This is a genomic window from Bartonella sp. AP150HLJHH (assembly GCF_042196385.1).
Lineage (GTDB): Bacteria > Pseudomonadota > Alphaproteobacteria > Rhizobiales > Rhizobiaceae > Bartonella.
On record NZ_JBHIQC010000017.1, the window covers coordinates 1 to 20,973 of the forward strand.

The window sequence follows — 20,973 nt, forward strand, 5'->3', positions numbered from 1 at the left end:
CAAGAGGCAATGGAGCAAGCCAAGGGTAAAGCCGAGGTTATTATAGCAAAGCAACGCCATGGTCCGACAGGAATCGTTCCCCTTGCCTTTCAACCCGACTTTACATGCTTTAGTGATTTGGAAAAATAGGAGCAGAAAAACGCGTTAAAGGGAGCTTTAAATACCCTTTGAAAGGCATTTGAAGACCCTTTGAGAACATCTTTAAAACTCTTTGAGAAAAAATAAATTGGTACAAAACCTAGTGGCAAAATATACAAAACCCGCTGGCAAGCTACAGGCAAGCTACAGGCAAGCTACATACAAACTGGCTGGGGAACTTGGATTCGAACCAAGATTGACGGAGTCAGAGTCCGCTGTTCTACCATTAAACTATTCCCCAATAAGCCAATTTTACCATTTCTAGCAGATTCTATAGTGTAGGCAAGTGCAAAAAATCTTTAGATTATCGATAATAAAGAGCGATAGGGATATCATTATAATCCCAGTAGGGGCGTCCTCGATATTTTAGCATATAGCAATAAGCGAGTAAAAACATACAAATAGAACACACCGCGAACGGAGGCATCATAAACTCTTTTTGGAATATTCCCTAATATAGGTGTATCATGTCAGGCAGTTACTACTAAATCATGGAGAATTTATGAGTAATATCCCTACTTATCCTGTTACCCCAAACCTACAGTTGGTATACGTCTCAAACATAGAGTATTCTACGGCTTTTTACAAATTCATCTTCAAGAAAGAACCTGTGTTTACCTCGCCACGCTATGTTGCATTTGCTTCTTCGGGGGATGCTCTCTTTGCTCTCTGGTCTGGGGGCGATACGCCTGAGGCAAATGCACTTCGTTTTTCAGAAATCGGCATTATGTTGCCTACTGGAGAGGACGTAGATAAGCTCTATGCGGAATGGAAAGAGCAAACCACTGTTGAGATAAATGTTTTGAAGGAACCGTATACTGATGTATTTGGACGTACCTTCCTAATCAAAGATCCAGACGGACATATTATTCGTGTTTGTCCACTGGATTAAAAAGCTTGAGATCTGATCTTTAATTGTCTGAATTATAATACCTGAATTATAATAATTGTCTGTTTCCAAAACCTATAAGCTATGCAAGCTAAGAGGCTTACTTACGACGCGTGGCTTATCCGTTCGGTGCTGTTCCACTATATTCAGCCCCACAACCTGCCTGTTTCCACAGGCGGTCTAATTGGCTTGGACATCAGTCGGCGTTATTGCATGGCCAGCGATCAGTACTTGTAAAATCATAGAAGCTATCCCTCATCGCACTTATATTGAGTCTTTTATTGGAATGGGAGGAATATTCTTTACAAGGAAATTGATATCTTTATGAAGTTAAAAAGGTATTGTACATAAAAACTAATAAAATCAATATATTAAGTACAACTATTTTATATGAATCCACTTAAGAAGCCCTACTTTTATGCATGTTTGAATTGATCATTTTTTATATAAGATTGCCATGGATGTATAGACTATAAAAAGCAAATCATGATGCAAATACTATAACGCATAGGTGCATTCAAATGAAATGAAAAGCGGTTATCATTCATAACAGGTCATAAATTTTATGATACGTTTTTATTATAGCACAAATCACATTGTTTTAAATTTCAGTCGTTTGGAATTATCGATAACATAAATTGTATACGTTTAAGAATGGATGTGTTTTGCTCTTTATTTGAGTGTAACCTTAAAAGGAATAATCGTTTGAAACTATCATAAGCTTATAGATTTAGTTCATAAAGATTGCATAAAAGGATTTAAAGACAAGATCATTTTTAAAAACACTTACTAAAAAGTTAGTAAATGATAGGCAGGCATTATATAGATACTATCATCACAATATAGAATGAAAATCACAATGTTATGTCTTATGAAATTGAAAGCCTTTTAATGATATAACGCAAGCAAGTGAGAAAAAACGTTTAAAAGTTACAGTTTAAAAATATGAAACCAAATGAGTGCTCCCCAAATTTTGGAGGCACCTATTGAAAAAAATGAGGCAGCAAAATTCAAAACCATTGTAACATCTAAGGTATGGGATTTTATTCAATTTTGAGTCAAAAGCTATAATGTTTAAAGATGGCTATTCTAAAGATAACGCCTCCAAAATTGGATTGGTTAATTTTGCCAACTCAAATTTGAGCTGGTTAATTTGCAAAGAAGTTACATTTGAGTGCAAAATGAAAAGATACTTATGAAAGCCTTATTGAGAAGACATTCATTTAAGATGCATTTTCTTTTGATTGGATTGATAAAGTTACCAAGCGTTTATAGATTCTATAATGCTAATGAATGATATCAAAATCATAGCGATTATTTACGTTTCTTTTGATAAGTTTTCATATTTCTAAATAGAGCACTTGCAATATGATACGTTTTGTATATATGAATTTATTACTCCATTGTGGATGATTCATTTGAATCTTATAATCAATATCTGAAAGCCGCGTCATATCATTTGGCTCGGCTTTCTTTTTTGAATTCTCTCTTTAGATAGGTTTATAGCTATTAGATAAGGCTTTCCCATAAACAGAGCCAGATATACGTGTATTACTATGGAAAGGATTTATTTGCGAGAGGATTACCAGACAATGTTTGCTTTGCTTGCGCAAGAGAAAAATTCTTCTCTCTCAATGATGTGTCTCAGATCCGAAAAATCTTTAGCCAATTTAAGATAAAAGAGGTTGGCACATCTTATACATGTGGTTCAAAGAATCCGCACCGGCTCAAGAGCTTATCATCTCAAATTGCAATTTTTAGAGGAAGAGAAAATATGCATTAAAGGGATTTTAAATAACCCTTGAAAGTTTTTGAAGATCCTTTGAAAAAAATAAATTGATGCAAAATCTGCTTTCAAATTATACAAAACCCGATGACAAGCTACAATCATTAAATACGGGCTGGGGAACTTGGATTCGAACCAAGATTGACGAAGTCAAAGTCCGCTGTTCTACCATTAAACTATTCCCCAATAAGCCAATTTTACTATCCCTAGTAGATTCTATAGTGCATGCAAGCGCAAAAAATCTTTATGATTATCGATAATAAAGAGCGATAGGGATGTCATTAATTGTTTTGATTTGAATATCGACATCATAAATGTCTTTAAGAATTTCTGGTTGCATAATTTCTTTTGGAGTCCCACAATAGGCCGCTTTCCCATTTTTCAATGCAACAATCATATCTGAGTAAGATGAGGCAAAATTAATATCGTGCATAACAATAAGAATGGTTTTTTTCAATTCATCAGCTGTGCGGCGTAATTGCTTCATCATAGAAACCGCATGTTTCATATCCAGATTATTTAATGGTTCATCTAAAAGAAGATAATCAGTGTCTTGGCAGATAACCATGGCTATAAAAGCGCGTTGACGCTGACCGCCAGAAAGTTCATCTAAAAAACGGTCTTTTAAATCTTGTAAGCCGAGATAGCGTAGCGCACTGTCGATAAATTGTTTATCTTCATGTGTATACCAGCCTTTTGAATAAGGATAGCGTCCGAAACTTACTAAATCGTACACGGTTAAGCGAAAAGACAAAGGATTTTCTTGACGCAGAATTGAGAGTTTTTGAGCCAAAATATCGTGGGGCATTTTATCAATATTAAAGCCGTCGATATGAATTGTACCATTATGGTGTGGCAAAAGACGTCTTATCAGCATTAAAAGAGTTGACTTTCCCGAACCATTGGGCCCAATAAGAGAAATAATCCCCCCTTTTGGAAGATGAAGGCATAAATTATCGATAATCAATCGTGTTCCGTAAGCCTTGGAAAGATGATTGATCTCAATCATTTTAGTTTTCCCTTCATCAGTAACATTAAGAAAACAATTCCCCCACAAAACTCAATGATAAAACTTAAACGCCCTGCCATATGAAAAATTTGTTCTAAAATAAATTGTCCCCCCACCAGACAAATAATAGCCAATAATATTGCAATTGGAACAACAATACTGTGTTTTGCTTGAGGAGAAAGTTCATAGGAAAGGTTGGCAACTAACAGTCCAAAAAAGGTGACGGGGCCTACTAATGCGGTGGAAATGGATACGAGAATGGAAACAAAAATAAGGACAGCTGTCGCACTTTTGTGGTAATTAACGCCAAGATTAAGAGCATTTTCACGTCCCAAAGCCAAAATATCAAGAAGATGACGGGAATGCCATCCAATCAGACTCACAATGAAGACAATGATTGTGGCAAAGCTTATTAATGGTGTATTGAATTTATTAAAATTTGCAAACATAATATCGGTTAAATTCATCATTTGGTCTGGATTTAGTTGCAATTGCATAAACATCCGTAAACTGAAAAAAAATCCGCCTAAAACAACACCGATTAAAAGCGTCAAATGAAGTCCTTTTAGGCTTCCTGAAAAGAGCCAGCGAAAAAGGCTTATTGAAAAAAGGATAAGAATGAGGGCTTCAAGAACAAGCTGTCCTTCTTCATTCAAAAAGGGCAAAGAAAGAGAGCCTACAAAATACATTAGGGCAGTCTTTATTAAAATATAAAGCTGATCAAATCCCATAATTGAAGGAGTAAGAAGACGGTTATTAACGATTGTTTGAAATAAAACCGTGGAAACGCTTATTGCATAGGCAATAAGAAGTAGAGAGGAAAGTTTTGTAAGACGAAATTTCCATGTATAAACATTGATATTCCACGTCATGTAAAGACTAATGACAGTGCATGCTATGATGATAAGTGTTGTTAGTACACATATTGTTTTTCTTCTTCTATCCAAGACGCTTTCTCCAGCGTAAAAGCAGTATCATAAAAATAAAACTACCGATTACACCCATTATGGTGCTGATGGGAATTTCAAGAGAGGGATGAATGATTCGTCCTAAAAGATCACAAATCAAGACCAATCCTGCACCGCTGATGGCCACCCAAGGAGCGGTATAGCGCATATTATCTCCCATGAAACTTGAAACAATATTTGGAATAATCAACCCAACAAAAGGAATACGGCCAATGGTACACACAACAACAGCAGTGATTGAGGCGACAATAAAAAGACCAAAAAACATGACAACACGATAATTCAATCCAAGGTTATTGGTTAAATCTTCTCCCAAACTTGCAACCGTAAAGCGATCAGCAGTACAATAGGCCAGAATACAAAGGGGAAGAGATAGCCATAAGAGTTCATATTTTCCTTCAAGAACCATCGAAAAACTGCCAAATAAGTAAGCTTGAAGAGAAGGAAGTAACATTTCATAATCTGCAATGGCATTGGTTAAAGAGCCAATAATATAGCTTAGCATAATCCCTGTAAGGGGTACAATGAGAGCAGATTTTAGAGGAATGCGTCGCAATAAAAACATAAAAAGTAAAGTGCCTACCATGGCAAAAATTGTCGCAACGACCATTTTTCCTAAAACAGGAATATCGGGCCAAAAAATCATAATAAAAAGAATGCCAAGGGAAGCAGATTCAATGGTTCCAGTGGTTGATGGTTCGACAAAGCGATTGCGTGTTAATAGTTGCATAATCATGCCTGAAAGTGCAAGTGCTGCGCCTACTAAAAGGATTGCAATGGTACGAGGAAGACGTGTTTGCCAAAAAATAAGCCACGCATGGGGATCGGCTGCAAAAAGGTTAGAAGGTGTGACATCAGAATAACCAACAAAAATGCTGAGGATAGACAGGAAAATTAGAAGTGTTATGGTTATCCAGTAATTCTTCACGTTAAATCATTTTCTAACAAAATATACAAAAAGCAAAGACTGCTTAATAAACAACCTCTGCTTTTAAATTTTATTTATATAGCAAGCAAGCTCTTTCGTGCGCTTATTTGCTCTTTGTAAAGGCTTCATTGATCTGCTGTGCGGTTTCAATGAGTGCTGTTAAACCACCATTTGCACGATACCAACTCCAAGAGTCCAAATAAATAATTTGGTTTTGTTTGCTTGCTGTTGTGCGGTGAACAAGCTCATTGTTGAGCAATTGTGCTGCGGATTGTCCTTCCCGTCCAATGGCTGCATCGCGATCAATCACTAACAACCAATCAGGATTGGTTTCAAGAATGAATTCAGGAGAAATGAGTTGTCCATGTTTTTGCACGGTAAGTTTATCGGTTGCAGGGGCAATTCCAAAAGCGGAGTGAAAAATATCGAAACGTGATTTGGGTCCGAAAGCACTGATTTTTCCACCAGAGGTCATGAGTATGAGCCCGGTGCCTTTTCCTTGGGTATTTTTACGGACTTCAGCAAAAGCTTCATTGATTTTTGCAATTTCCTTTTCTGCTTCTTGTGTTTTACCAAAAATTTTTCCAAGGATAGACACATTTCGTTTTATATCTTCAAGAGAATTTTCGTTTTCTACGGTTAGATCAATTGTTGGGGCTATTTTGGATAAGTCTTTATATTTTGCTTGAGTTCTGGAGGAAATAATAATCAAATCGGGTTGAAGAGTGGCAATTTTTTCATAATCTGGCTCAAAAACGGTTCCAATTCTTTCATATTTTGCATCGTCAAATTGTTGCAGATAGGAAGGTTTTTTTCCTTCAGGAAGGCCGATAACTGCTTGGATACCAAGGCGATTCATATTATCTAGCGAGGCAAGATCAAACACAACAACCTTTTGCGGAGAAGTGGGAACAGAAGTCGTGCCTGAAACATGATCAATTGTTATATTTGTCTGGGTACTCGTATTTGCAATACTCGTATGCGTCCACAAAATCGTTGCAAAACTAATTGCAACCAGTAAAACAGAAGTCATCCATTTCATATATTTTATCATCGTGATTTTATCCTTTTATCTAATATTACAAGGGTTTGTGCAATTAAAAACCTTAACTTAGGCATCTTTATGCACAAAATGACGCACTGATAAATAACACTATGTTGTAAAGTTGACTAACATATGTTACAAATCGTTTACTTACCTCATTTTCACTTAATTCTAGTGTTTTTGCAACATTATTTAGAAAGTTTGACATATGATCAATGTATTTAAAAAGCGTACACGTTTGTACGCACTGACAGCGAGTGCTCTTTTCCTTTTACAAGGTGTTGATGCTTCTATAGCGAATGGTGCTGTTCCTGGTGCTGTTCCTGGTGCTGTTCCTGGTGCTGTTCCTGGTGGTGTTGCTGCCAATGCATGTAATGTAGCGAGTTATAAAAGTTTTTTTGAGCCTTTATCACCTATTGTTTGTAGTGATAGAAAAGAACACTCAATGAAGTATAGTACGGTTATGGTGAAGAAGGAGGGTGCTAATGCTGTAGCAGCGGGAATGGTTGATTTTAATAAAAGAAATGTTGTTGAAGGATCAGCAAAAACTACTAAACAGACGATTATTAAATTGTACTCTTCATCTCTTAGGAATCAACCTAGTTCAGGTGTTAAGGAGGATACAACGCCGCAGTATGGGAGCGCTGTATTTGCATCAGAAGATGGAGTGATTAAATTGGAAAGCTCATGGATTCGTGATTTTGACACTGGGCTTTACGCTTCATATGGTGGAAGGATCGTTATGGAAAAAGGGAAAATCCATAATGCAATTATGGGTGCTGAGGCTGTGAATGAATCACTTATTCTGTTGCGTAATACAGAGATTAATGTGTCGGGCCAACAGGGGGAGGGAGGTAGTGAAGAGGAATCTATTTTAGATGATGCAACTGGTTTGCGTGCTAGCACTGGATCAGTAATAGACATGAAATTGGGGAAGGTTATTGTACCGACAGGTGGAACTGTAGTTGTGGCAGAAAACGGAGGAATCATTCAACTAGATAGTGTTAGTATTACAATCAATGGAAGTAAACCTAACGTTGCAGGACAGCAACCTAACGCTGCAGCACAGCAATTGAGTAGCTTTTTATCTACAGATATAGGTTTTATTTCCTTTAAAAATGGAAACATTAGTCATTCAAATTCTGTTGGTATATGGGCCTTTGACAATGATGCTGAAGATTCTAAAAATGATGCAAGAAATTGTAATACAACAGTGAAGCGTATTGAAATAGATGAACCCAGTGTCGAGTTTCTTTCTTCTTTGGGCTATGCTAACTATCTTATACCCAAAATTTTAGGACAAAAGACAAGGACAGGAACCGATGCAGAAAGAACCGATGAAAGAACCGATGAAGTGGATTTTAGGATTAGGGCTTCTGTAAAATCTTCAACTATTAACTTGAGTGGCGAAAGGTCTATAGGCGTATATCTTGATAATCAATCCGATGATTCAGAACAGAGCCAAATAAAAAGTGCCCAATTACAAAATAAGGAGTCTTTAGTTCTTTTGCAAAAAACTACTCTTAATGTGCCAGATGGTACAGCCATTGTAGGTAATCATATGAGAGGCTCTGTCCTTATAGATAACACATCGAATGTTTCTGGTAATTCATTCTTACAAGCTCTATCTACTTCTGAGGTGTCGGTTTTTGTTAATGATTCTATAGTTAGAGGTGAAGCTTATGTTGAAAAAGGTTCTCAGGGTAAGCTTTTTTTGTTCAATGAATCAAAGTGGCATTTAACGAAAAGTAGATTTGCGAAGCATAATAATGGGAATTGCGAGGATTCATGTATTTCATTTGTAAAACTTGACAATTCTACTATTTCGTTTTTGCCTTTACAAAATGGTGCTAATTTACAAAATTATAGTTATCAAATGCTTCGCATAGGAAATGGAGAGGGCACAGTTTACACCGCTTCTGGGGATTCTCATATTTATTTCGGTGCATTTGTGCCGGCTGATGCATCAGAGGATTCTCAACTATCTGATAGGCTTTTAATTCATGGTGATGTTTCTGGTCAAACTAAGGTGCATGTGCTTCCAATTAGACAAAATGGTGATGATCAACAAGATCAGAGTGCTCAAGGTTATAAACCTCAGAGTATTTCAATTATTCAGGTTTATGGCGAGGCTAGGAAAGATTCTTTTACGCTGAATGATGCGTATGTTACAATAGGCGGTTCACCTTATCAGTATATCCTTCGTGCTTACGGTCCAACGACTCCTTCGAAGATGAAATATTTCGATAATAAATTGGTAAAAAGTAAACAGATTTGGGATTACCGGTTAGAAAGTAAAATAGAAGCTGCAAATGGTACTAAGGCAGAACCTCCTTTGGCATCAGAAATAGTCTTAGCGGAATACACATGGGCTGTTCCTCGTTTATTTAATACAGTTTCTAATTTTGAGTATTTTGATAATTTTGAGGTTAGCGGAGAAGAAAAGGAAGCCGCTGGTACAAGAGATGTTGTTCCTGCAGGCGCCTCTGGTGTTAACTCAAGAGCAGGCGCTTTAGGGAGATCTGATACAGGTGATGTAAGTCATGAAGAGGCTGGAAATGAGCCCTCTACAATATCAGATCCTTTATCTCCTTCTCTACATACCCTGACAACTGAAGAGACTGTTGATGGGAGTGAAAGAAGAGAACCGAATCCTTATACTCTGGGGGGAACTTTCAGTTATGATGAAGAACTGGTAACAAGTGATGGAAGTACAGGTATTTATCTTCTTGCTGTTGATGGAAGTGAAGATCCTAGACAGAATGCAAATGAAGTAGGATATACTATAGTAGGTTACGGTGATTCTGATACAGTTGGTGTGAATTCTGGAATTCATAGAACTGAGACAGGTGATGAAGGTCATACAGACGGTGGATATGAAGGATACTATGATGTAGAGAGTGAAGCATCTGAAGCTGTAATGTCTATTCCTACTCCGTCTCCTGTTGCTTCTACTGTATCTGAGGGGGGCGCATCTACTGATCAGGGGGGAGATAGAACATCTGAAGTTGTAACGTCTGTTCCTTCTTCTACTACACCTTCTGTTCCTTCTACTATATCTGAGGGGGGGGGAACTGCTGTGCAGGGGGGGGCTGGAATATCTGAAGCTGTGACGTCTCTTCCTTCTTCTGCTACGTCTTCTGTTGCTGCTGTATCTGAGGAGGGCACATCTACTGATCAGGGGGTGGGTAGAACATCTGAAGCTGTGACGTCTCTTCCTTCTTCTGCTACGTCTTCTGTTGCTGCTGTATCTGAGGGGGGCGCATCTACTGATCAGGGGAAGGCTAGAACATCTGAAACTATACCGTCTCTTCCTTCTTCTACTACGTCTCCTGTTACTCCTACTGTATCTGAGGAGAGGGCATCTACTAATCCTGCAAGATCTGAGACATCTGGGCATAACGTATATACTGTTTCGTCCAATTCATCTCCTTCATCTAGAGGTAGAAGTTCGTTAAATTTAATACCTTCAGGAGCTAATTCACTTGGGAGATCTGATCCAGATAGGGTTTCAGTGATATCGACAGATGGGATTTCTGTATCATCTGGGCATACTATATCGAATAAGCTTCCATCTATAAAATCAGCAGCTTCCATAAAGCCTTCTTCTGAGAAATCTTCTACACCTCCTAATGGATCTGTTGGACGTATTGTTCCGCCTAATAGTATTGGTAAGGAAGCGATTTCTTCTACATGTGATGATATGAATAATGGAGAGAAGGGATCACGGACTACTTATTTGTGTAGTGATGGTAAATCACATACAGTGACAAGTCTTACACTGAAAGCAAAGAATAAAACTCAACATTCTATGCATGCACGGAATGAAAATACAGTTATTAAGTTAGAGAATGCTACAATTATGGGGGAGGATGATAACAAAAGCAATGTTGATCTTACTAAATTACAGGCTGTGAGTGCTGTTCTTGCAGAAGACAATGCAAAAGTTGTTTTGGAAAAAAACTCAACAATTACATCTTCTGTAATTGGGCTTGAAGCTCAAAATGGTGGAAAGGTTATGATGACTGGTGGATCAGTTAATGCGCATTATGTGGGCGCTTTGGCGGGTTCTGGATCATCTGTTAATTTAAAGGATATGAGAATTAACGTGACGGGGGACTTGGCTGTGGCTGGTTTGGTAAGTCAGGCTGGTAAGGTGTTTATGGACTCTGGGGCTATTACTTTGGAAAAGGGTGTGGCTGTGAGGTCAGAAGCTGGGGGAAGCGTTGAGTTAGACAAAGTTAATATTACTGCGAAAAAAGGACAGGGTAAGTTAGATTCTGTAGATAACTTTGAGCGTGCAGCTTTTCTGTTGAGTGATAATGCTTCTGTTGATTTTAAGAACGGAAATGTTGTTACTGATGCTCATGCTTTGTGGATTATAAAGTCTGATGATAATGTGGTTGAGACCGGCTCTTCTAGGAGAAGGAGATCTTCTGACGTTCGTCCTACTATGAATTACGTAAATATCGAGTTTTCTACTGTTAAAGTGGAAGGCGACGGAGTCTACGGCATATATTTTGATGGGGGAACACAGAAGGAAGCGAGTCAACAAAATCGAAGTCAGAATCTAGAAACTGCGCAAACAGGCGTTGCTAAGCGGAGCGCTGTATCCAAACAGGAGAATACACCTATAGGCATAACAGGGACAGTTTCGTTGAAAAAAACTGATTTTGAAGTTGCAAATGGTATAGCTATCTATGGTAATAATTCTGGTGGTCGTGTTTCATTAGAAAATAAAACAACTCTTGCTGGTGACTTGTTATTAAAAGCTGAGAATGATTCGAACATATTGGTTTCAGTTGATAATTCTATTGTTACAGGCGGTGTTCGCGTTGATAAAAATTCTTATGCAAAATTAGACTTGGCTAATAATTCACAGTGGATTCTAAAAAGAAGTGCACAGAGGAATTTGGGGACTCTAGATTCAGGATGTGTGGATTCATGCATTTCTTCTGTAAGTCTTGTAAATAGTGCTATTGATTTTGCACCTTCGGAATCTGAAGGAAAATATCAGACTCTCCATATTGGAAATGGGAAAGGAACTGTTTATGCGGCACAGGGTAATGCTGTAATTCATCTCAATGCACGTTTAAATCCTCGTGATCCGAGTGATCAGCAAGTCACTGATCGGCTTGTCATTCATGGTGATGTTTCTGGAAAAACAAAAATACATGTACGAGGTGATGCGGGCAATGTAGGAGATGGTAAAGCGAATGCCAAGATTGCTCATACTGTTTCAATTATTCAGGTTTATGGTCAAGCGAAGAAAGACTCTTTCCAACTCGATGGCAATTATGTTGCACTGAGAAACTCACCTTACAAATACACCCTTCGTGCTTATGCTCCAGAAGCGACTTCGAAACAGGAGCATGTTCAGCAGAAATTTGTTAAGGATGGTGGAGAATTTTGGAATTTCCGTTTAGAAAATCAGTATGTTAAGTCTGTTGGATCTGCTGCCCTTCCTGAACAATTTGTAAGGTCTGTTGTTCCACAGGTTCCAACTTATCTCAGCTTGCCTAATAGTGTATTCCACGCTGGTTTGATGGATATTAGCAATCAAAATAAGCAATTGGAGACGTTGCGGATGACTTCTACAGGAATGGTAGAGGTTCGTGAAAATCCCGCTTTATACTTGCGCGGCTATGGTGGAAGTTACCGTTATGCTTCAGATCTGTCCGCACTTGAATATGGTTACGGAAGTGATCTTAGTTATAATGGTGTAGAGGCAGGTGTTTTGCTGCAAACTATTGAAAATGCTGATAGTGCTATATCCTTTGGCGTTATGGGAACTTATGGAAAACTTTCTCTGCAGCCTGTGAATGTTGAGCAAAGCCAGAAGAGTGCATTTGATAAATGGACTGTTACGGTATATGGTAGCATGCAGCATAATGTTGGCTTCTATGTCGACGGTCTTTTATCCTATGGTCTGTTCAAAGGTGATGTTCTCACCCTTGCACGGGGTAAAACAGCAACATTAAAAGGTAATCCTTTGAGTGTTTCTTTAGCTGGTGGTCAGACAATTATGACAGGATATAAGGGCTTTGTCTTTGATCCGCAGGTTCAGGTTGTGTATCAACATCTCCAGTTTAATAAGGCCCGTGATATCGACAATTTTAATATTGAAATGGGTAACCTTAATCAGTGGGTAGCACGTGTTGGTGGACGCTTAACCAAGATTCCTACAGGTTCTGAAGGCGTGAATGCTATTGCTTTCTATGGTAAGCTTTATCTTGCTCATGGTTTTGAAGGAAAACAGTCTGTGCATTTCAATGATGCTTTCAAGTTAGGAGCTTTTGGTTCTTCTCTAGAGGCTGGATTAGGTTTTAATGCCAAATTGTTGCCACAGTTCTCTCTGCATGCTGATATTCTCTATCAACATAAGCTTAATAAGGCTGGTTTTTCGGGAACAAGTTTTTCCGGAGGAATACGTTACCAGTTTTAATATAAGGTACACTATGTACCTTTTTAGAAAAGGCAGCACATTGTGCTGCCTTTTTTCTTTGTAACAACTTGTGTTGTCTTTAAAAGATTTTCGTCTTCTTGATTGAGCAAAAAAAAACATAGTTTTTTTGTGTATGAGAGCACTTTTCTCCGCTAAAGCGAATTTTCTTAAAATTTATGCTGCTACTGATGCGATAGAGTGCTTCGCTTTTATCGGCTTTTTAAGCGTTCAGCAGACCGGTATGCGTTACGTGATCCTTTTTGATACTGTATTGATATTATCTAATATAATATTTGATGTTTTCTAAAGCTCGTTTTTGAGAGTTTGTTTTTTACGGATTTAAATCATTGTTTCATTCATCTCTTTGTGGATTAATTTTTAAAGTTCACAAGGCTAGATTGTGTTTTTAATTAATTGCACGCACTGGTTTCATTTTTTCTTTACACGAAATACAGAATGCATTATACACTTATAAATTGTGTTTTGTTGTTATTCTCTTATAGATGGTTTTTAGCGTAGAGCTTTTGCCAAATTTATTGGGATAATTCATTGCACAGTTCAAATAAGCATGAGGCATGTTCTTTTGTTACACTTTTCGTATTTTTGAGGTGTGCAAGGGGGTGTTTTGTAAGTGCTTTTGTTTTTAATGAGAGGGGAAGGAAAGTTTCGAGGGAACTATGATTAAAGTTTTTAGAAATCATGTATGTTTATGTGCTTGTACAACAGCTATCCTCTCTTTGCTTCAAAATGGAAGAGAAGTGTATGCGGCTGCAGAGGGGAAGGATAGTAAACCTTATGTTATAAAGGTTATCCCAGTTGTCTCTGCTAATTCTTCTCCTTATCTTAGCGGGAATAATAAGCATAAGCTTCCTCTTAGTGGAGAGAGTGGGGATAATTATTACCCTTCTAATATGATTAATGTTGGCAATAACGATGAGGGTATTCGTGGGGGGAGTGACTATCGTAAGCTGAGTGGAGTGGATGGATGGAATGGACATAAGGATAATGTAGATAACTCTGTTAAAGATGCAGACTCTGATGGAAGAGGAGTAAATCCTGGGTTTTATTACTATAGTGGATTATATTATATATGCGATAATTGCGGGGAATCTAAAATTGATAATAAATCTTATACAATTACGAACGAAAATGTTTCCAACTATCCTGATGATCCTACTGCTATAACGGTGAAGCGGATAGGGTCCAGAGTTGATGGAGAAAATGTAACTGTTAGCAGTGAAATTTCTGATAAATCTTTTTTGCGTGGTGTGGCTGTATCCGATGATGGAAAGATTGTTTTGAAAAAAACGACGCTTAAAAATACAAAGTTAGCTCTTTTTGCTCATAATGGAATCATTGAGGTAAAGCAGGGGATTATAGAGGACAGTGATAGGGCTGTTGAAGCTGTGGGGAATTCATTGGTTATTTTAGAGGGTGCAAAAGTTAATACGCGTGATGGGAAGGCAAGTCTTTCCAGTTATAGCGGGGCAGATATTTGGGTGGAAGGTGGGGAGGTTAACTTTACCAACAGTCATGGGATTTCTGCGATGTTGGGAGGGACGGTGATTCTCGATGGTGTCACTCTTACTGGAAAGGGCCACAAAGACAAAAATGATGCAGCTTTTTTAATGGATGAAGGGGGGCGTGTTGAGTTTACAGGGGGGACTATTAAGGTTGAGGGTGCACATGGTATATTATTAGAAAATCCCGTCAAGCCTTTTAGTGTTGTACCAGAACGCTCTGACTCAAAAGATGAAACTGAAGATTTATCGAATAACTTTTATGTGACCGAGGCTAACTTTAAGTCTTCTTCTATTACAGTAAAGGGTGAGGGATCTTATGGTATCTATTTTCAGGGAGAGAAGCCATGGAGCGAAGGTGGAGGTAAAAAAGAAGAGATTTCATTAGAGGAAGAAAAAGCTCCACCACGATTGGAAGTTGTTAATTTGGATACAACAGAGTTTTCTGTTGAAGACGATACCGCTCTTTATGGCAGCAATGTTATTTCTGGTGCGGTGAGTTTGATGAAAAGCACTCTTCGTTCAGGGAATTTTTTATTAAAAGCTGAGAAAGGGGCATCTGTGATCGTTTTGGCTGATGCTTCTACGCTTGAAGGTCGCACACACGTTGATAAAGACTCTAATGCCGAACTTTATTTAGGAGGTCGTTCTACATGGATTTTACAACAACCGCTGCAAAAAGATCAACATGGGGCTGCACATGATTCTTCTATTTCACTCGTTAGTCTTATGGGTGATAGCTCTATTAATTTTAAAAGACATGAATCTTCTTCTGTTGATAATTATCAAACTCTTCGTATTGGAAAGGGAAAGGGTGAGGTTTATAGAGCACGGGAAGGTGCCTCTATTTCCCTTAATACATATCTGAATAGTGGTGGTGCTCTTAATCATCAAAAGACTGATCGTGTTTTAATTCATGGTGATGTTTCGGGAAAAACAAAGCTCCAAGTGCATGGAGTTGCAGGAAGTCCAGGAGGATATACGGGAAAGGGGGGGAATGCTGAAGGTATTTCAATCATTCAGGTTTCTGGAGAAGCAAAGCAAGATTCTTTTCAGTTGGAAGGTGGTTATGTAGCCTTAAACGAATTACCTTATCAGTATAAGCTTTATAGTTATGGTCCAGAATCTGAGTTTGGAAAAGCAAGTATGGATCAGAGATTAGTTGAAGGTAACGGGGAATTTTGGGATTTTCGCCTTGAAAGTAGGTCTATAGATTCTGATGTTCAACCTAAACCAGATCCTGCTCCTAAGCCAATTCCGGGACCAGAACCTTCTCCAGAACCAGCTCCGGAGCCTCATCCTCGTCCTAAGCCGGGCGTTAAGGCTGTTGTTCCGCAGGTTCCGACTTATCTCCTTTTGCCTAATGCCTTACGTCATATTGGTTTGATGAATGTTAACAATCAAAATAAGCGGTTAGAAGCTTTGCGAATTACTTCTGGGGGCTTATTAGAAAGTCGTGAAAATCCTCTCTTTTTTGTGAGCGGTTATGGCGGCAATCACCGTTATACTTCAAATCTTTCCACGCTTGAATATGGTTATGGCGGCGAGTTTGATTATAATGCACTAGAGGCAGGTGTTTTGCTGAAAGCAATCGAAAATATGTATGGTTCCACTTCTTTTGGAATTATCGGGGCTTACGAGAGATTTTCTTTGCAACCTTTGAATGTTGAGCAGAGTCAAAAAAGTACATTTGATAAATGGTCAGTTACGGCATATGGTGGTATGCAGCATGATGCAGGTTTTTACGTTGATGGTCTTGTGTCTTACGGCTTGTTTAAAGGTGATGTTCTAACAACTGCACGTGGCAAGACGGCAACATTAAAGGGTTTCCCTTTAAGTGCTTCATTGACTGCTGGTAAAACGTTTATGGTGGGGGAAGACGGTTTTGTTTTTGATCCGCAAGTTCAGGTTGTTTATCAATATCTTCAATTTAATAAGGTGCGTGATGTGGATGGCTTTGATATTGATTTAGGAAAGCTTCATCAGTGGGTAGGGCGTGTTGGAGGGCGTTTAACAAAGAGGCTGGTCGTTACTGATGAGGCTCAGGTTGTTTCTTTCTATGGCAAGCTTCATCTTGCTCATGGTTTTGAAGGAAAACAATTTGTGCATTTTAAAGATGCTTTCCAGCTAGGTGCTTTTGGTTCTTCATTAGAAACAGGATTAGGTTTTAATGCCCAATTGTCTCAAAAATTTGCGCTTTACGGCGATTTGGTTTATCAGCACAAACTAACGAAAGCTGGTTTTTCTGGAACGAGTTTTTCAGGTGGATTGCGTTATCATTTCTAGTGTTGTTCCTGTTTTTGATTAATCTTTCAAAAAGCTACAAGTTGTACTTGTGGCTTTTCTCATTATCTATTCATCTTGTGTTATAGCATTTTTACGAGAGTATGACTTTGCATATCTTTAATATGCTTTTAGGTTGGACTTCTTTCATTTTTTTGAAAAGTCTGAAGAGTTTGTACGTTATTGTTTCAAAATGCGTATTTCAGAGTGATTATTGTACTATTTATAATATTTTGATTTATAAAGATATTTTTTAATTTAGGGCGCTGAAATATTTTCAATGCTCTTATGATGAATCCATAAAAAGCATTCCTTTGTCTATTATATGTAAGATTAGCAAGTGGATAATCGTTTAAGAAAGGAGTCAATATAATTTGGGGGATTATGTTAAGAGGAGAGGATTTACAATATTAGAAATTGACAAAGACAAAGATGCTACTCAGGCGCAATGAGGGCTGTATCCGATAAACTTGATATTATATCTGCTGCCGTTATGAAATGGAGATGGAAATATGAAATATATCTGAGAAAATTGGTGGATTAGAAACATAAATAACGTATTATTTTTTGAAAATGCGTTTTCTTTAAAGAATGTGATAAATAAAAAGATAAAATTATATGTCATTTTCACCTTTTAGATACGGCTCTGAATATTTTAAAATGTTGAAAAGAGATGGAAAAATCGGAACAGATTTTAATTTTTACACTTTCCTCCTCTTTCTAAATTAGTTCGTATTTCCATAAATACTGCCTAAAACAGCTGTATGTGATAGCTTTGCTTCTCAATTTTGGCATATATTCAGTTTTGTCTGCTTACGAGTGCCCATTGTTTCAATATAATATTTATCTCGAATATTAATTATACACGCTTTGGGTATTGATTAAACAACAGTTAAAATAGGCATTCTTAATGTACAAAAATCCCTTAAAGCTGCTTTTAAATAACAACTTTAAAGATGATTTTTCTCTAATTTTCAGTTATATTTTTGCAAATCCCTTATAAAAAAATAGATTTAGACTGTATTTTTAGTAACTTTTAAATTCCATATTTACATAAAACACAAAAAGCATTAATAAGATCTGCGCAGTTAATCCAAAACGTATTAATTTTTTCTCTTTGTTAAGTTTTTTGATACATTACGTATTACTTTTATGGGCAAAATTATGGTGTAATTATGGTCAATCTATTTAAAAATCGTTTTTCCTTATGTACTTTTACAACAGCATTTCTTTTTTGTGCACACAATGTTCATGCTACGGTTCAAGGTGGTGCTGTTGTTAATACTGGGGTACAAGATCGTTCTGGCGTTAATGGTAAGACACAAAATAATCAGGATCAATTTTCATGTAGTATGAATAGTGAATTTTATCGGTGTAATGATGGTAAAAAACACTACTTTTACAATAAAAATTATCAAAAAACTGATGAAAATACGAATGAAACTGTTGCTATACAAGCATCTGGAAGAAAAACGCTTCTCTTAGGGAAAAATATAACTGTTAAGGATGCTTCAAGTGCTGTTATTTCAAAAGAAAGTTTTTGGAAGTATGGGGTCGTGGCGAGTGAATATGGACAAGTGATTATAGAAAGAGGAGAGATTAACTTTACAAAGGGTATCGGAGTTAAAATAAAAAATTGGGGACAGGTCGATTTAAGGAGTAGTTCTATTACCGAACAAGGTAGTCAGGGGATGGGTATAGATGACCATAATGAAAATTCAGCTTTTCATGCGTCTAATGGGTTTATCCATTTTGAGAAAGGTAAAGTTAATCTAGCCAATGCTCATGGTTTTTCAATGCATGGGAATAATATCGATGGGAAGGGTGTCTTTATAACTATCGTGGATTCTACGGTTTTGGTAGAAAGTAATACGTCTTATGGGTTGCGTTTTTGGGAGGGACTAGGAGACAGAAATGAGGAAATGAAAGATCACGAGTATCCCTATTCTTTTTATATTTTTGCGGGTGAGGAAGAGATGTTCGGAAGTCTTCCAAAAACGAACTTACCCGTACGAGGGATTGTTGACTTGACAAGAACCTCTTTTACAGTTCCAAAGAGTGCAGCTATTTATAGCAGAGGATCTGGTGGTGTTGTTAGGCTGTTGGATAATTCCAAACTTTCTGGAGATTTATTACTGAAGGTTGAGGATGGCTCTTTTGTGAAGGTTTCAGTGGATGCTTCTACACTTGTAGGGGGGACACATGTTGATGAAAGTTCTTCTGCTGAATTTCGGTTGAGAGGTGATTCAAAATGGATTTTATCACGACCGAAAAATAAAAATTTGCAAGTTCCTAGTTCTATAGGTGTTTCATCAATTTCATTAATACATCTTATTGATAGTTCTATTATTTTTGAACAACCAGAAACTAACATAGTTGATGGCTATCAAACCCTTCGTGTTGGGAGAGGAACAGGTGAAGTTTATAAAGCACAGGGTAATGCACATCTTTATCTCAACACTTATTTGAATAAGGGGGGGGCTCTTCAGAATCAAAAAACGGATCGTTTTTTAATCCATGGTGATATTGAAGGAAAAACGATAGTACATGTGCATGGTGTTTCAGGAAGTCCAGGAGGTGGTACGGAGCGTTATGGAAATGACAAAGGTATCTCGATTATTCAGGTTTCTGGAATAGCGGAGAAAGATTCTTTCTTGTTGGATGGTGATTATATTGCATTGGACGGTCTACCTTACCAATATAGGCTTCATGCTTATGGCCCAAACTCTGAATTAGGAAGAGCGAGTGCGTCTCAAAGATTAGTCGAAGGTGAAGGAGATTTTTGGGATTTCCGCCTCGAAAATGGATTTATTGATTCTGATACTACATTTAGATTAACTCAGAGTTCTAAACTTAGTTTAGGTGGTGAGCATCATTCTAGGCAAGGCGTTAAGGTTGTTGTTCCTCAGGTTCCAACTTATCTGCTTTTGCCAAATAGTTTATTCCATGCTGGTTTAATGGATATAAGCAATCAAAACAAGCAGTTAGAGACAGTACGGACTAATCCTAGTGGAATGTTGGAAATTCGTGAAAATCCTGCTTCATTTTTGCGTGGCTATGGTGGAAGTTATCGTTATGCCTCAGATTTATCTGCGCTTGAATATGGTTATGGGGGAGATCTAGGGTACTATGCACTAGAGACAGGTGTTTTGCTACAAACTGTTGAAAATGTTGACAGTGTTATATCCTTTGGGGTGATGGGGTCTTATGGAAAGCTTTCTCTACAACCTCGAGATGTTGCACAAAGCCAAAAAAGTACATTTGATAAATGGACTGCTACAGTTTATGGCAGTATGCAGCATGATGTAGGATTCTATGTTGATGGTTTGTTATCTTATGGTCTGTTTAAGGGAGATGTTCTGACAACTGCGCGGGGTAAAACGGCAACATTGAAGGGTAACCCTTTAAGTGTTTCCTTGATGAGTGGTCAAAAAATTGCCACAGGATATGAAGGTGTTGTTTTTGATCCACAGGTTCAGGTTGTTTATCAGCATCTTCAATTTAATGAGGCCCGCGATATTGATAATTTTAATATTGAGATCGATAAACTTGATCAATTGATGGTGCGTATGGGTGGTCGCTTGATAAAGACTCTTACTGCGTCTGAAAAAGATCGTGATGTTTCTTTTTATGGAAAGATTCATTTTGCCCATGATTTTGGAAAAGAAAGGTCTGTGCGCTTTAAAGATTCTTTCCAGTTAGGGGCTTTTGGTTCTTCTCTAGAGGCTGGATTAGGTCTTAATGCTCGCTTGTCTCAAAAATTTGCGCTTCATGGTGATTTGGTTTATCAGCATAAGTTGAGTAAAGGTGGTTTTTCTGGAATCAGTTTTTCTGGTGGATTGCGCTATCGTTTTTAGGATGATCATCTTGAGGTAAGTTGTTTAAAAAACCACAAGCATAGCTTGTGGTTTTTTATTATTTGTTTGCAACTTTTTAAATAAGTTTTTTAAAAAAATGTTTTT

9 protein-coding genes, 2 tRNA genes and 2 pseudogenes are annotated in these 20,973 nt (G+C 37.6%); 7 read left to right on the plus strand and 6 right to left on the minus strand.

All coding sequences use genetic code 11. From position 1 onward, the window contains the following. A partial coding sequence (locus tag ACFING_RS07150) for a DnaB-like helicase C-terminal domain-containing protein (protein WP_375630296.1) occupies positions 1 to 129 on the plus strand: 129 nt, incomplete at its 5' end. Positions 130 to 305: 176 nt separating this feature from the next. Here the strand turns inward: ACFING_RS07150 and ACFING_RS07155 are convergent. Beyond that, positions 306 to 379, minus strand: a tRNA-Gln gene (locus tag ACFING_RS07155). A 261-nt stretch (positions 380 to 640) separates the two neighbouring features. Here ACFING_RS07155 and ACFING_RS07160 point away from each other — a divergent pair. The 3 genes and pseudogenes from ACFING_RS07160 to ACFING_RS07170 form a co-directional block, all read left to right on the plus strand. Beyond that, positions 641 to 1,030 (plus strand): VOC family protein, encoded by a 390-nt coding sequence (locus ACFING_RS07160; RefSeq protein ID WP_375630289.1) that lies wholly within the window; start codon positions 641 to 643, stop codon positions 1,028 to 1,030. A 232-nt stretch (positions 1,031 to 1,262) separates the two neighbouring features. Then, a pseudogene (locus ACFING_RS07165) lies at positions 1,263 to 1,352 on the plus strand (DNA adenine methylase); the annotation flags it as partial. A gap of 1,230 nt (positions 1,353 to 2,582) precedes the next feature. Beyond that, a pseudogene (locus ACFING_RS07170) lies at positions 2,583 to 2,788 on the plus strand (DNA adenine methylase); the annotation flags it as partial. A gap of 140 nt (positions 2,789 to 2,928) precedes the next feature. On the opposite strand, the gene ACFING_RS07175 reads toward ACFING_RS07170, so the two are convergent. The 5 genes from ACFING_RS07175 to ACFING_RS07195 form a co-directional block, all read right to left on the minus strand. Continuing rightward, positions 2,929 to 2,999: transfer RNA gene (locus ACFING_RS07175), tRNA-Gln, on the minus strand. Positions 3,000 to 3,063: 64 nt separating this feature from the next. Continuing rightward, positions 3,064 to 3,822 (minus strand): ABC transporter ATP-binding protein, encoded by a 759-nt coding sequence (locus ACFING_RS07180; RefSeq protein ID WP_375621640.1) that lies wholly within the window; start codon positions 3,820 to 3,822, stop codon positions 3,064 to 3,066. Next, entirely contained in the window at positions 3,819 to 4,769 is a 951-nt protein-coding gene (locus ACFING_RS07185; RefSeq protein WP_375630290.1) for an iron chelate uptake ABC transporter family permease subunit, read from the minus strand. The genes ACFING_RS07180 and ACFING_RS07185 overlap by 4 nt, the downstream gene beginning before the upstream one ends. Next, positions 4,762 to 5,718, minus strand: coding sequence for an ABC transporter permease (locus ACFING_RS07190; protein ID WP_375613670.1), 957 nt, complete (start codon positions 5,716 to 5,718; stop codon positions 4,762 to 4,764). The genes ACFING_RS07185 and ACFING_RS07190 overlap by 8 nt, the downstream gene beginning before the upstream one ends. 103 nt (positions 5,719 to 5,821) lie before the next feature. Then, a complete protein-coding gene (locus tag ACFING_RS07195) occupies positions 5,822 to 6,772 on the minus strand; it encodes a siderophore ABC transporter substrate-binding protein (RefSeq protein WP_375612402.1) in 951 nt (316 codons plus the stop codon). Positions 6,773 to 6,971: 199 nt separating this feature from the next. On the opposite strand from ACFING_RS07195, the gene ACFING_RS07200 reads away from it, so the two are divergent. From ACFING_RS07200 to ACFING_RS07210, 3 genes are all read left to right on the plus strand, one after another. Further along, the gene (locus tag ACFING_RS07200; RefSeq protein ID WP_375630291.1) at positions 6,972 to 13,208 is read left to right on the plus strand and encodes an autotransporter outer membrane beta-barrel domain-containing protein; all 6,237 of its coding nucleotides are present in this window, start codon (positions 6,972 to 6,974) and stop codon (positions 13,206 to 13,208) included. 677 nt (positions 13,209 to 13,885) lie between these two features. Continuing rightward, on the plus strand, positions 13,886 to 17,014 hold the full coding sequence (locus tag ACFING_RS07205) for an autotransporter outer membrane beta-barrel domain-containing protein (RefSeq protein ID WP_375630292.1): 3,129 nt from the start codon (positions 13,886 to 13,888) through the stop codon (positions 17,012 to 17,014). 1,172 nt (positions 17,015 to 18,186) lie between these two features. Then, positions 18,187 to 20,868 (plus strand): autotransporter outer membrane beta-barrel domain-containing protein, encoded by a 2,682-nt coding sequence (locus tag ACFING_RS07210; RefSeq protein ID WP_375630293.1) that lies wholly within the window; start codon positions 18,187 to 18,189, stop codon positions 20,866 to 20,868. The last annotated feature ends 105 nt before the right edge of the window (positions 20,869 to 20,973 follow it).

Coding starts and splice junctions, on each gene's coding strand:
- ACFING_RS07195 (WP_375612402.1), bottom strand. CDS start 6,772: ATGATAAAATATATGAAATGGATGACTTCTGTTTTACTGGTTGCAATT.
- ACFING_RS07205 (WP_375630292.1), top strand. CDS start 13,886: ATGATTAAAGTTTTTAGAAATCATGTATGTTTATGTGCTTGTACAACA.
- ACFING_RS07160 (WP_375630289.1), top strand. CDS start 641: ATGAGTAATATCCCTACTTATCCTGTTACCCCAAACCTACAGTTGGTA.
- ACFING_RS07180 (WP_375621640.1), bottom strand. CDS start 3,822: ATGATTGAGATCAATCATCTTTCCAAGGCTTACGGAACACGATTGATT.
- ACFING_RS07200 (WP_375630291.1), top strand. CDS start 6,972: ATGATCAATGTATTTAAAAAGCGTACACGTTTGTACGCACTGACAGCG.
- ACFING_RS07210 (WP_375630293.1), top strand. CDS start 18,187: ATGGTCAATCTATTTAAAAATCGTTTTTCCTTATGTACTTTTACAACA.